The sequence below is a fragment of the Bartonella sp. TT67HLJMS genome (assembly GCF_042193375.1).
In the GTDB taxonomy this organism is placed as follows: domain Bacteria; phylum Pseudomonadota; class Alphaproteobacteria; order Rhizobiales; family Rhizobiaceae; genus Bartonella; species Bartonella grahamii.
Genome location: NZ_JBHILP010000001.1, coordinates 10,763 through 25,814 on the forward strand (window position 1 = coordinate 10,763; position 15,052 = coordinate 25,814).

General features: G+C 38.1%; 6 protein-coding genes and 1 pseudogene. All 7 read right to left on the minus strand.

Features of this window, described 5'->3' with window-relative positions; all coding sequences use genetic code 11:
- Nucleotides 1–1,664: pseudogene (locus tag ACFIJQ_RS00015) on the minus strand (hypothetical protein); the annotation flags it as partial.
- Between the two features lie 834 nt (nucleotides 1,665–2,498).
- The gene (locus ACFIJQ_RS00020; RefSeq protein ID WP_375627902.1) at nucleotides 2,499–2,696 is read right to left on the minus strand and encodes a YadA-like family protein; all 198 of its coding nucleotides are present in this window, start codon (nucleotides 2,694–2,696) and stop codon (nucleotides 2,499–2,501) included.
- Between the two features lie 248 nt (nucleotides 2,697–2,944).
- On the minus strand, nucleotides 2,945–3,235 hold the full coding sequence (locus tag ACFIJQ_RS00025; RefSeq protein ID WP_375627904.1) for a hypothetical protein: 291 nt from the start codon (nucleotides 3,233–3,235) through the stop codon (nucleotides 2,945–2,947).
- A gap of 97 nt (nucleotides 3,236–3,332) precedes the next feature.
- On the minus strand, nucleotides 3,333–3,971 hold the full coding sequence (locus tag ACFIJQ_RS00030) for a hypothetical protein (protein ID WP_375627905.1): 639 nt from the start codon (nucleotides 3,969–3,971) through the stop codon (nucleotides 3,333–3,335).
- A gap of 22 nt (nucleotides 3,972–3,993) precedes the next feature.
- The gene (locus ACFIJQ_RS00035; protein ID WP_273788636.1) at nucleotides 3,994–4,188 is read right to left on the minus strand and encodes a hypothetical protein; all 195 of its coding nucleotides are present in this window, start codon (nucleotides 4,186–4,188) and stop codon (nucleotides 3,994–3,996) included.
- A gap of 696 nt (nucleotides 4,189–4,884) precedes the next feature.
- Nucleotides 4,885–11,064, minus strand: coding sequence for a YadA-like family protein (locus tag ACFIJQ_RS00040; protein ID WP_375627907.1), 6,180 nt, complete (start codon nucleotides 11,062–11,064; stop codon nucleotides 4,885–4,887).
- 628 nt (nucleotides 11,065–11,692) lie between these two features.
- Nucleotides 11,693–15,052: Vomp family autotransporter (locus ACFIJQ_RS00045; RefSeq protein ID WP_375627909.1), on the minus strand; the 3,360-nt coding region annotated here is incomplete at its 5' end.

Sequence of the window (15,052 nt, forward strand, 5' to 3'; positions counted from 1 at the left end):
TCTATCTTCTCTCCATTTGCTTCATGAAGAGCAACAAATGCTTGTTCATCTTCGCTCCACAAGAGGGAATCTTTAGAGACCCCATCAATTTTCTGAGTAAAGTCATTGGCTACATGTGTTAAGCGGCTATTCACATTATTGATATTGTCATCAAGTCCTGTCAAAGCAGAACCAACATCATAATGGTCTTTAGTTACTGCTACACCATCTTCAGAAATGTGCGATAAATGATAGTGCGGACCAAACAAGATACCTTCGCGAAATTCCGCATCACCACCAAAAATACCTGCTACATCTCGGGATATTTTTTCAATCTGGCTACCATTGATTGCATCGTTCGACCCTTCTGCAATTGTACCAGCTTGTACATTATGGAGAGCAACTGGTGCCGTAGTCTTATCACCACCCAAAGTTACACTATTATAATTAACGATGCCATCTGCATGTTTATCATAGAGAACTGCAAAGCTATTTGCTGCTATTTCATTTTTTATCTCTTGTAGCTGCGCAAAATTCACTGCATCATCAAGTTTTTTCCCAGCTGCCACTCCTGTAATCTGTTTATTGCCAGCATCAATACCATCCACAGTTATTCTAGCCCCACCAGCAAACAGAAAGCCATCACTACTCATAGAGCTTCTTCCAGCGGTAATTCGCTCCACTGTAATATTATCTGCTAGATCAAATTTTACATTATTGTCTTCCGCACCTTTTGTGATCTTAAGGTTGTCACTTGCAGCCGACAAATCTACCGTGCTCTTTATACCAATCGTTGTGGCATTTTTACCTCCAATAGACAGCTGCCAACCTTGGTCTACATAAGTTTTTAACGCTTTTAGCTGTGCAACATTAACAGCATCAGTAGAATAACTACCAGCAGCCACTCCTTCAAGCTGGCGTGTTACCTTATTTTTATAATCACCAATAGTCGCTGCATTTGCAGTACCTTTCCATATCTCACTGTTTTTATTTTTTTCGCTTAGCTCGATAGGACTGTAACCGTCAGCGCCAGCAAGCGATGTAGTCGCAGAACCGTCCCCAAGAACAACATTGCCATACGCCCGTGTTTCAGCCGCACGCGTTTCAGCATTCTTATCTATAACAATAGCTCCATTACCATCAGCCCTCACTTTTGAGGAGTAATCATTCGCGAATGTATATTCCCCAATGCTATCTTGATTATCATATACGGAACCTATCGCAATACCGTCTAGCCCTGAAGTGCGAGCCATAGAGTTTATGGCAAAACTTTTCTCTTTTGCCCTATATTTCTCTGGATCTAAAACAACAGCTTTTTTAGCCTTCTTATCCCTTTTTGAATCAGGAACGAGCGTGCTATTCACTGTGAAGATGTTTTGCGCATCTTCCCATGCAAATCTTCCGTCGACTGTTAAAACATTTATTACAGAATTATAACCATCTATACCACTGTTATAATCATCATACGCAGAAATAGTACTTTGCGGATAAACTATAGCGGCATTCTTCACACTTTCAAGAGATGCTTTTGTTAAATCGAGATTTGCTGAAAAAACAGGAGAAGCATTCGATAAAAGCAATGCCACCGCAGTTCCTAACGAAGCCACTTTAAACAGTGATGATCGATGATGTGAACGAGAAAAACTCAAATCACGCAGATTTTGTGTAGTATATAATTTTTTCATAATACCCCCTTCATAATAATAGATTAAAAACACAAAAAAGGTATGCTCTAGAGCTCTAAAGCTTTCTTATTTCCCTTGCGTGTTCCTGCTTTTACAGCGTATTTTAGGACATAAATAAAATTAAGACATAAGCTGTTGTTTCTACAGCGCCTTTAGAGGGTAGTTAGGGGCAGGTTCGTGAAAGTCAATTTAAGGAAGGTAAAAAAACGCTTAATATTAGAGTTAATTTCGTTTTTTTCTATCAAAGGTTGTACATCGTTTTTAGCTTTGACCTCTTTGAAAGAGGTATAATTTTTGTACCTATTGATCATCCATTTAGGCATCAGTTTATTTTTCGTGAATAAGATTTTTTATTTCATTAGAGGATTGATGAAATATTTTTACTAAAATGCCCCTGCTTTGATGAGGCAAGGGCAAAGAGCATATTTAAAAAAGTTTTTTGCTTATCAGTTCAGTATTAAATTAAGCCTAACACCTACACCCTAATGACCACCAGAACTCGTTGCAGAGAGATTGGAGCAGATTTTTCCATCTTCTGACATATAACCGGCTCTGATAGCAAAGACGGATGCACTACACCAATGCATCCGTACCAAATGAAATGCTTAAAGACCAAGGGTATCTTCATAACTTAAATTCGATACTGCTAAATCAACAGAAGCCGTCTGTCTTAATATCATATCTTAATGCTTCAAATATTCTAACTCATGTTAATTGCTGCTTATGTTCACCGTAACGGTACCTCATGCGCGCGCCTACTATACTCTCCCATCTCTCATTAAGAGCAATAAAAACAAAATGTTAATAAAGTTAATGGTTAGAATTTGTTTATTGTCAATTCAGTGTTACCCTAAACCCTGCGCCTATCCCAAAATGATCTCCAGCACTCGTTGCAGATATGTTAGAGCGAACTCTTCCACTTTCAGACATATAACCAGCGCCAAAGGCAAAAGCTAATTGACTCTGCCACAAACCCTTACCAAAAGAAAAACTTATTTTTCTAAGAGTATCTTCATAGCTTAAATCAGACACTGCCAAATCTACGGCTGCGGCTTGTCTTGCTTCTTTTCAGATATCCTCAACAGCATAACTTAACGTTACAAACTTCATATCCGTATACGAATAAACCTCTTTAATACCATCCTTTACAATATTAGACACTTTCTCATCCGTATATTCTTTCGCTTTATCGAGAATCGTATCTGTCTGCTTTTTCGTATAATCATGTAACTGATCACCGTTTACTGCTTCTTTCGAGCTTTCTTCTACCTTTCCACCCTCTACATTGATAATCTTACTCGCCTTTTTATTCTTATCAACGCCACGACCTGCATTAAATGCATTAGCAATATCGTTATAGCTTTTTTTTCGTCTTTTCCATGCCGAGCCACAAATGCGCCTGCTTCATTACTCCATAACAAAGCATTTTTCTCGATGTTGCCAGAAATTTCATTATGAAGCTTCGCGAAAACACTATTTATGCCAGCAAAAGCTGCTGCAATATTATCATAGCTGTTCTCTTCAAAGGTTCTATAGCTTGAAATTTGGTGCTGTCCATTCTTCATTCTCATATCTAGCACCACCGCCAAAATATTTTGCCAGCGTTTGATTTAGTGAATAAAGCTTTCCACCCCGTCACAGAATCCGTGGAACTCTTTGTAATAGCTCCTACCGAAAGGAATGTGATCTTGCTGTTTTTTTGCTTCTCTCCATGTTTTGCAACAAAAGCTTGATCCTTTGTGCTCCATGATAAAGAATCCTGCGCCCCCCATTTGCTTTTGAATAGAAGCCTATAAAATAGCTTCTTGAGCAAATACATATGCATCCAAGAGCAATCGAACCATACCCTAGGGCTTTAAAAACGGCTCCTACAGCTATTGAATAATCACTCTTCGCAGTTGTATAATTATTATCTCCATATTCGCTCTTCTTCTTATTATATTCACCACCTATTGCGACACTGCTTTTCCCCAAAGCGTGAGCCATACTGCCTACAGTAACGCTCCATTCTTTTTCCGCTTGCGTTCCACTACCTAAAGCAATACTTGTGTTTGGAGTACGTTGCATACCTGTAAATCGTTGCATTCTTGTAATGAAATCATGTCGCAAGGTGTCAGATCCATCGATAATCCTTGCATCTTCGTTGTTTTCAGAACTCATTGTAATTGTAGAGTTATTGTTCATAACCAATTGCGGATCGGTAAAAAATCTCTCACTAAAATCATCCTTACTCTTAATAGAAAGCGTATTAACGAGAAAATTGATATAGCCACTATCATCTATAGAATCATCCACTATTGGTGCCATTGCTGTGCTGTATTAAGTGCTGTTAAATAACTTGCTTTTGATAAATCAAAACCTTTTGAGAGAGCCCCAATGCTGTTAGAGTTAGCATGCGCAGAAAGGAGCATTTTCCTTGAGAATAGCTCTTTGCTGCTTTTGCCATGGCTGAAAACAGCTGTTCTATTATATCAATTTTTTTCGCCAAACCAGGAATAGCATTCGATAAAAAAACAACTATCACAACTCCCAATGAAAACGTTGCTACAAACAACCGATAAAATAAACGCTGAAAACTTGAACTATTTCCCTTGAATGTGATTCAATAATTTTTTCATAACAAACCCTCAACAAAGAACCATGCACAAAACATAAAAAAGACATATTTTTAATTGTAAGAATTTGCACTATTTGCTTTTTATACTCGTAATTAGGTTAAAACAATTTGGAGAAATTAAAATTTTACTATGAAGCTACAAGAAAGGAAAATGATTAAAAAACATAATATTTTTAACTATTTTATTCTTAAGATAATTTGTCATTTAAACAACAAGAATTTCAATGAAAAATTATAACGATACCAATATAAAGCATAGGTTTAACACTACACGAAAATAAAAGCTAAAACTGTCTCTTTTTAATAAAGGGTCTATTCGTACTCACATTGCTTTATGAACTTTAATAAATCAAAATAACAAGATAGAGCAATAACCTCATTACCTAATTATCAAAAAAATAGTAATCAATTTTTTGAATCTTTGCTACTGAGGTCTTTTATTCTCAACAAAAGTTGTAATAAGCTTTTTATATTCGGATTTTATATAATTACGGGAATTTTGTACATTTAGAATAGCTTTAGAGGGCTCTGGAAGAAGGTAAAAAATTTGCCCTTTTCTTAAATAAGAAAAAGGCAAATCAATTTTACGGATTCAGTCGTTTATTAGTTGAGTATCACATTAACCCCTGCACTTATACCCCAGTGACCTCCAGAAGTGGTAATTGACAAGTTGGAACCAATATCACCGTTCTCTGAAGTATAACCAGCCCCAACAGCAAACGCGGATTGACTACGCCATAAACCACTACCAAATGCGAGTGTTAATTTTCCAGGAATATCACTATAGCGTAAACCAGCTACCGCTAAACCAACAGCTGCTGCTTGTCTTGCCTCTTTCCGAACATCCTCAACAGCGTAACTTAATGTCTCAAACTTCGTATCCGTATACGAATTAGCCTCATTAACGCCATTATTGACAAGACTACTAACTTTCTCATCCGTATATTTCTTTGCATTTTCAAGAACCGTCTTCATCTGCTGTTCTGTGTAATCATGTAACTGACCTCCATTAACAGCTTCTTTCGAATCCTTTTCAATCTTTCCATCAGCTACATTGTCTATTAACACTGGAGAACTGTCATCTCCACCAACTAATGTAACTTTATTGGTCTTTTTACCTGTTTCATCTTTATCATATTGTACAGATCCCTCCGTAACTTTAGTTTCAATATCCTTGACCTGATCTGTAATCATCTGCTGGGTTTCCCAAAGCTGACCTCCATTAACTGCTTCTTTGGAATCTTTGTCTACCTTACCATTCTCTACATTGATAATCTTACTAGGACTCTTAACGCCCTGATCATCAACGTGAGAGGCATCATAGCTTCCTTTTTCTTCATTCCAATTCAGACCATTCGAAGAGGCATCCTTTTCAACTTCTTTTATACGATCGTTGATAGTGCTCATGCTGTCGTTAACAACATCAAATGCTTCAGAGACATTATTACGCTCCTCTTTATCACCTTTCGTACCATCCTTATTAAAGACCTGAACGTAGAATTTCGGTCCTTGCCAGTTTCCTTCCTTATCATAACCAGCTCCTCCACCAAAATATGAGGCAAAGCTCTGTTGTAGAGTATAAATCTGACCTCCATTAATCGCATCCGTCGAATCTTCTGATATCTTTCCTTCCGAAAGGAACGTGATCTTACTGTTGTCCTTTTTACCTTCCTTCTCATGCTGTGCTACAAACGCACCCGCATCATCACTCCACAACAACGCATTTTGCTCAATGTTTTCTGAAATCTCATTATGAAGATTCTTGAAGACCTTATTGATACCGGCAAATGCAGCTGCAATGCTATCATAATCCTCCTCTTCAAAGCTGCCATCTTCTTGGAAAGCCATTATCTTGAAACCTGGAAGGACCCAGCCATCACCATCATACTTAGCATCGCCACCAAAATACTTTGCTAGCGACTGATTCAGATCATAAATCTGTCCGCCATTAACCGCATCACTCGAGCCTGATGCTATAGAACCAGCCGCAAGTGATGTGATTTTGCTGGCTTTTCTGTCATCCCCTTCCCCATGCAGAGCGACAAAAGCTTTGTCACCATCGCTCCAAGATAAAGAATCTTGTGCAACTCCTTCTGAGACTTCCTTAATGCGGGCATTCACATTCTTGATATTATCATCAAGTCCTTTAAAGGCAGAACCAACATCGGTATGCGGTTTATCTGTTACTTCACCATCTTTATCAATACTGGATAAATTATAAGTTGGCCCTTTAAAAGCACCATCCTTAAATTCAGCATCTCCACCCAAGAATTTTGCTACATCCGTTGAAAGGATGTGAATCTGTCCTCCATTGATAACATCTGTTGAGTTTTCCGCAATCAATCCTGCGGCTACATTATGCAGTGCAACAGGTGTAGCACCCTTCCCTTTACCAAAAGTTACATTTGTATAATCAATTTGATCATCGGTTGTTTTATCGTAAAGAACAACAGAAGAACTATCAGACAGAAGGGTATCAGAAAGATCCTTCAAACCTTTATCAAGCTGTCCCTTGTTAACCGCTTCATTATCTTTTTCTGCTGCCTTCACACCAGAAACAGTCCGTGCTGCACCACTCTTGTTTGCGATATTGATTTCACTACCTTCTACTCCTTTACCAATGTTGATAACATCTTCATTTTTCGTAACAAGAAGATTACTAATTACATCGCTGATCGCATTTTGAACCTTTGTGAAAAGTTTACCCACACCTGAAAATGCATCTGATACATTCTTATAGCTTGATTCAGCTTCAGTGCCATCATCATTGATAGTTTTGAGCTTAAAATCAGGAACATTCAATTCCCCATCTTTATATTCAGCGTCATTAGAAAAATATTTTGCAACCTTATCGCCCAGTGAATAAAGTTGAGAACCATTTACTGCATCCGTCGATTCTTTCGTAATATCTCCTACAGCAAGCGATGTGATTTTACTGGCTTTTCTGTCATCCCCTTCCCCATGCAGAGCGACAAAAGCTTTGTCACCATCGCTCCAAGATAAAGAATCTTGTGCAACTCCTTCTGAGACTTCCTTAATGCGAGCGTTAACATTCTTGATATTATCATCAAGTCCTTTAAAGGCAGAACCAATATCGGTATGCGGTTTATCTGTTACTTCACCTTTTTCATCAATATTCGATAAATTATAAGTTGGCCCTTTAAAGTTTTTTCCATCAAAGGATACATCTTCACCTAAAATTTTTGATAAATCCGAAGCTATGGTATTAATCTGACCGCCCGTGATTGCATCATGTGAATCCTTGGAAATCTTACCATCAGCAACATTATGGAGACCTACAGCTATCTTATCTTTAGCTTTTCCTAAAGTCACACTACTATAATTAGTTTTACCATCTGCATCTTTATCATAATGAACAACTGCTGATTCATCAGACTGAAGACTGTTCGAAAGATCTTTCAAGCCTTTATCAAGCTGTCCTTTGTTAACGGCTTCATTGTTTTTCGTCGCGTCCTTTACGCCAGAAAGAATCCGATCCGCACCAGCCTTATTGGCAATATTGATTTCACTGCCTTCTACTGCAGCTCCAATAGTGAGACGATGCGTTGTTTTGTCTTGCTGAACAAAGCTTTCGCTTTCTACTTTGTTAATCACATTATTAACCTGTTCAGTCAATTTATTCTGAACATTCGTGATAGAACTACCAACTCCAGAAAAAGCAGATGCTACATCATGATATTCCTTATCTTCAGGGCTGCCATCTTCCTTGATTGCTTTTACCTTGAATGTAAGAGCGGTCCATTTACCATCCGCATAGCTAGCACCACCACCAAAATAAGATGCAACACCTGTGCCCAATGTATGAAGCTGTGAGCCATTTACTGCGTCTGTTGAAGTTGCACTGATTGCCCCGCCGAGTAGACCGGAAAGTTTCCGAGCTCCATTATCCTTATTTAGAATACTGATTTCGCTACCACCAGTTTCCATACCAACAGTGATAAGACCTTCTCCTTCATTAGGGAGATTGCGCGTTCTCCTCTTCTTTGCTACTTGCTTAACAAGGATACTGTCTCTTACTTCTTTAATTTCAGTATTTGTTGCCAAAAGTTGGGAACCATTGACCGCTTCGGTTGATTCTGCTGTGAGTGCACCATCTTGAATGCCTGTTATCTTCTTACTGCCAGCGTCAATACCACCCGTTGTTATTTTCGGACCACCTGTAATCACTAAGCCTGTTGCGTCTAGGGTATTTGTGCCTGCCTTTAAGCTCGTTAATGCAACATCTTGAGCCAGATCAAATTTTATCTTATTATCTTTATCGCCTTTTGTAATTTTAAAATTTTTACTTCCAGTTGAAAAATCTACTGTATCATCTATGCTAACGGCTTGGGTATTTTTATCATCAACAGAAAGTTTCCAACCTTTGCCTGCGTACTCTCTTAGTGCTTTCAGCTGCGCAATGTTGACGGCATCAGTGTCTGCATAACCCGCTGCCACACCTGTAAGCTGTCGTGTTATCTTATTCGGAGTATCACCAATACTAAAAGCTCCTTGAGTGCTCTTCCATATCACACCATCATCTGTTGACTGGCCCCCTATGGAAGGATCATAGCCAACTGTGGACACTGAGTTACGAGAAACAGATTGATAACCCACAGCAACACCACCAGTAACATTAGCTAGTACTTGTGCATTTGAGCCTAATGCCATACTATTTTCTGCAGCTGCAATTGAAAGTCCACCTAACGCAATACTATTTTCTGCATTTGCATTTGAAAGTCCACCTAACGCAATACTATTTTCTGCATTTGCCGCTGAAAAACCACCTAGTGCAATACTATTTTCTGCAGCTGCACTTGAAAGCTTACCTATAGCAATACTTCCTTGCCCACCTTTTCCCTCACTGGCAGCAATTGTAATGCTCTCCGTTTCGGCATGCCATTTAAAGACACTATCATCGGCAGCTTTTTTAATCTCATTGTGAAGATTTACATAAGACTTACCCACACCCTCAAGGGCTTTTGCTACATCCGGAAAACTTTCTTCTTCAATCTCATTCGTCTCAGGATTGAAAGTTTTAATTTTGAACTTTGGATCATCCCATTGGCCATTTGTAAATTTAACACCACCACCTAAATATCGAGCTATATGGGTAGCTAAAACATTCAACTGACTACCATTTACCGCGTCTTGTGAATCTGCACTAAGATCAGCAGGTGCAATACGCGTTATCCTTCTATTTCCAGCGTCAATACCAGAAATCGTTATTTTCGGACCATCAGTAATGACTAAGCCGGTGGCATCGAAGGTATTTGTTCCTGCCTTTAAGCTCGTTAATGTAACATCTTGAGCCAGATCAAATTTTAGCTTATTGTCTTTTTCGCCCTTTGTAATATTTAGGTTGCTACTTCCAGCAGAAAAATCTACTCCGCTATCCATAAGAACAGTTGTAGCATTTTTATCTCCAACAGAGAGTTTCCAACCGTTTTCTTTTACGAAGCTTTTCATGTCCATCAACTGTGCAACATTCACGGCATCGGTAGCTTCACTACCAGCTGCTACGCCTGTAATTTGTCGTGTTTGTCCATTATCAGCATCATCATAACCAACACTCACTGCACCTTTCGTACTTTTCCACTGAGCTGTGTCATTTTTTGAAACCTCATCCTTCAACGAAGGAGCATAGCCAAACTTACCAGCAGCCCTATTGGCTACAGAATCGCTTCCCAAAGCAACACCACCATCAACCGTCACGTTAGAATTGGCACCTAAAGCAATACTTCCAGTCCCATTTGCTTTTGAATAAAAGCCGATAGAAATAGCGTTTTGATCAAATGCATATGCACGATGACCAAGAGCTGTCGAACCAAACCCTAGGGCTTTAGAAACGGCTCCTACAGCTGTTGAATAATCATCCTTCGCAGTTGTATAATCATCGTCCCCGTTCTTCTCATTATATTCACCACCTATTGCAACACTGCTTTTACCCAAAGCGTGCGCCATATTCCCTACAGCAACACCAAATTCACCTTTCGTATTCGCCTTAAAGCCTAGAGCTATACTTCCCCCCTCCTCTACTGTTGCATAACGACCAATGGCAACCGAGTCACTCTTTAATATCTTTGTTTCTGCCCCAATGGAAACGTTCCCTCCTCCACGGATCTCCGATTTAGCACCTATAATAACAGATGCCGCTAGCTTTTTATCTTCTCCAGCGAAGACCGCCTTCGCTTTATAACCAATAACAACACTGTTCGTGGTTTTTGCCTCAACTTCTTCACCAAAAATGACATTACTTCCCGATGCATCACCCTGTACTTCTCCACCACGTGTTATGCTTGCGATGGGATCTTTTCGCGAAAAATCAGATACATCAATAGTCACTGCATCCTGTCCACTTTGAGTGGAAGATAATGTATTTTTTGATAACTTATTGGTATCGATTTTTAAAATATTCGTAATAGAATTATCATCACTTACACCAGTAAGGGTTCTCATTAAAAAATTTTTGTATCCACTTAAAGCATTAACTTGTGATGTCAGTGCTACATTCAACATTCTTATATAATTATTTTTTGATTCATTGAAAGAACCCAAATTACTTCTAGATTCATCATAAACAGAGATAACACTTTGTGGATATATCCCAGCAGTGTTCCTTATGTTCGCAGAAATTGTTTCTCTTGAATCAAGATTATTCGAAAGAGCAGGAGAAATGGTGGATGAAAGTGCCGCTATTGAAGTCAAGGATAGAACTTTAATAAAAGGAAAACGAGAAAATTTTAAATCGCTCCCTGCTAATTTTGTATATAATTTTTTCATAATGAGCTCCCCAATGAAAAAATAACTATAAACACAAAAAAGACACATTTAAACGCTATAAAGTTCTTTAAAATTGGCTTTTCTAAACATGTTCAAGAGTTTAGTACCTGATTGAAAAGATAGAGAGATTGTGTTTTTAGGTTTTATGGTTAACGTGTTTTGCTCTTTTAAATTTCCTAAGAAGGTAAATTTTTTGTGATTGGTTTTTTAACCTTTAAACGTGTTGATTGTTTTTTGCAAGGGGTAGAGTTAGTTTAGTATATTGTTTCTATAACTTCCTCCAGTAAAATTGAAATACATTTAAATATATACTCCGTCTTACTAGAAGGTTTTTTAATAGATTTCTAGAGAGTGAAAGGGGTTTTCTATCTGTAGAATGCTACAAATTTTTTAGATTTAAAAATTAAAGCAGAAAATAATGAACTTATAATTTATGAAAAAACTCATTATCTTATTTTGAAATAAGAAGTTCACTTTGTTGAAAGTGTACGGTTTTTCTGTTTTTTAAGCCTGTATTGATCATTATAGCGCTTATCAATTTATATATATTTTTTACATCCGTAAAAACAATTCACCCCTGCCTCATGAGGCAGGGGTGAAAAGGAGTTTTTATGTATTTTGTTTATTATCAATTCAATGTCATATTGAATCCCGCACCTACACCCCAGTGACCTCCAGAAGTTGTTGCGGATATGTTAGAACGGTATTTTCCATTTTCTGAGGTGTAACCTGCACCAAAGGCAAATGCAGATTGGCTACGCCATAAACCAGTACCAAATCCAACGCTTAATTTTCCAGGTGTATCATTGTAGCGTAAGTTAGACACTGCTAAACCAATCGCAGCTGCTTGTCTTGCCTCTTTTTTCACACTCTCAATACTATAGTTTAAAACATCAAACTTCATATCTGTATATTGTTTAGCCCGATCAACAGCATCATCAATCGCATCAATCACAATATTATTAACCCGTTGATCTGTATACTGCTTGGATTGATCAAGAATAATCTTCATCTGTTCTTGAGTATAGTCATGGAGTTGACCACCATTTACAGCTTCTTTCGACCCTTTTTCAATTTTACCATCAGCTACATTATCAATCATAACAGGTTCACTAGGATCACCACCCGCTAATGTGATTTTATTGGTTTTTTTGCCGTTTTTATCTCTATCATAACGAACCGCATCCTCAGCAATATCGTTAACTTTATTATCAATATTATCAACTTTGTCACCAATATCGATAACTACATCACTAATATCATCAATCGTATTGTAAATGTTATCAACTCTATTGGTAAGGTGCTCAACATCTTTTTCAACGCCTATGACACGTTCATTGGTTTCCCAAAGTTGTCCACCATTAACCGCATCTTTCGAATCTTTTTTAATTGTACCATCAGCTACATTGATAATCTTACTCGGCTTACCATCGCGACCAGCATCATAGGCTTTTTTATCACTGTTCCACTTTAAAGCATCTGAATCAACCTTGTCGATGACCTCATCAATACGGTCATTAATATTTGACATATTTTCATTGACGTCACCAAAAGCATCAGCGACATTATGGTGCTCTTTCTCAACAGTCGTACCATCAGCATTGACTTGAACAATCTTAAAAGTAGGATCTGTCCATTTGCCATTCTCATATTTGGCACCGCCACCGAAATAACTAGCAAGCTTGTTGCTCATGAAATAAAGCTGGTTACCCGTAATGGCATCCGTTGAACCATCCGCAATCTCACCATCTAAAAGATACTTCAATTTGCTCTTTGTTTTCTGCCCATCTTTTTCATGACGTGCAACAAATGCTTCTTCTTCATCATCCCACAGTAAAGCATCTTTAGAGAAATCTTCAATTTTCTGATTAAACTCATTGGATACATTCGTTAAGCGTTGATTCACATCTTGAACATTTTTATCGAGACCTGTTAAAGCTGATCCAACATCATAAAAATTAACCTTCCCTACCTCACCACCTACAATAGCCGATAAAGTATATTTCAGCCCTTCAAAAGCACCGTTAATAAACTTTGCACCACCACCAAAAAACTTTGCAATATCTGCTGATATTTTATTAATCTGACTACCATTGACTGCATCGTGGGAATTTTCAGAAATGCTACCATCTTTCACGTTATGAAGAGCAACTGGCCCGTCGTTTTTATTGCCACCTAAAGTCACACTACCATAATTAACATTACCATCGTCATTCTTATCGTAGAGAACCGCAGCAGCAGTTACTGTCTCAATATCTTTAGAAATCTTATCTATGCTTTTATCAAGTTGGTCTTTGTTAACAGCTTCATCACCATTCTCTGCCTCCCGCACGCCAGAAATTTTACGTCCTGAACCACCAACACCTGCAATATTGATCACAGTACCCGCTGTATCCTTACCAATAGTGATAGGAGCAGAAACTCCGTCTTGCTTAACAAAACTATTTTTTACAACATCGGAAATCTTATTATCAATATTTGTGATAGAAGTATTGACACCATTAAAAGCATCAAAAATATTATGATATTCTTTATCCTGAATAAGGAAAGATGGCTCTATACCTTCGAGTACATCTGTACTGCCACCAAAATATTTCGAGGTATTTTCAGCAACTTTTGATAGATTATCAGTAACAGTTGTAACCTTCTCATTCGTAGCAAACAACTGTGAACCATTTACCGCTTCCGTTGATATTTGAGAAAGTTCTCCATCTTTCACGCCAGAAAGTGTACGATCCATGCCACCTTTATTTACAATGCTGATTTTCGTACCACCTTTTTCCTTACCAATGGTGATATCCCCTTCATTTTCCTCTTGCTTGACAAGGCTATTTTTTGTCGCATTGGAAATCTGATTAGAAATCTCCGTGATAGAATTATTGACACCCTCAAAAGCAGAACTAACATCATTATGTGTATTGCCCTGTATCGTATAGGTTGGCGCTTTACCGTTAGCTATATCTGTATCACCACCAAAATACTTCGATATATTTGTACTTATACCGTCAAAGCCATTACCCAACTCACTAATCTTTTGGTTAGTTTTATAGAGCTGCGAACCATTTATTGCATCCGTTGAGTTAGCAGAAATATCGCCATCTAAAAGATACGTCAGCTTGCTGTTTGTCTTCTGTCCTTCTCCGTGAAGAGCAACAAATGCCCCCTCATTTTCACTCCACAACAAAGAATCTTTAGAAATACCATCAATTTTCTGAGTAAACTCATTAGCAACATGCGTCAAACGACTATTTACATTTTTGACATTCGCATCAAGCCCTGTCAATGCTGAGTCAACATTAGTATGTACCTTCTTTTCTACAGTGCCATCTGCAGAAACAGTAGATAAATTATATCTTGGTCCTAAAAAAGAACCATCTTGAAATACAGTACCCCCGCCAAAAAACTTTGCAATATCTCCAGATATTGCATTAATCTGGCTACCATTGATAGCATCATGCGAACCTTCAGCAATTTTGCCATCTTTGACATTCAAAAGAGCAACTGGTCCTGTACTCTTACCGCCACCTAAAGTCACACTGTTATAATTAACGGTTTCATCTGCATTTTTATCGTAGAGAACAGCAAAAGCACTTCCCTCTTTAATATTGTTAATAGTGTCAGTAATAGTTGCAATATGGCTATCAAGTTGCTTTTTATTAACGGCTTCATCATCGTTTTCTGCAGCTTTTAAGCCTGCGATAGTCCGAGCTCCCTCACTGCCTGCAATATCAATTTTCATACCTCCAGTTGCTTTACCAACGGTAATAAGACCATTCTCTCCCTCTTGCTTGACAAGGCTATTTTTTGTCGCATTGGAAATTTGATTAGAAATCTCCGTGATAGAATTATTGACACCCTCAAAAGCAGAACCAACATCATTATGTGTGTTGCCCTGAATCGTATAGGTTGGTGCTTTACCGTTAGCTATATCTGTATCACCACCAAAATACTTCGATATATTTGTACTTATACCGTCAAAGCCATTACC

Coding starts and splice junctions, on each gene's coding strand:
- ACFIJQ_RS00040 (WP_375627907.1), bottom strand. CDS start 11,064: ATGAAAAAATTATATACAAAATTAGCAGGGAGCGATTTAAAATTTTCT.
- ACFIJQ_RS00025 (WP_375627904.1), bottom strand. CDS start 3,235: ATGAGAATGAAGAATGGACAGCACCAAATTTCAAGCTATAGAACCTTT.
- ACFIJQ_RS00030 (WP_375627905.1), bottom strand. CDS start 3,971: ATGGCACCAATAGTGGATGATTCTATAGATGATAGTGGCTATATCAAT.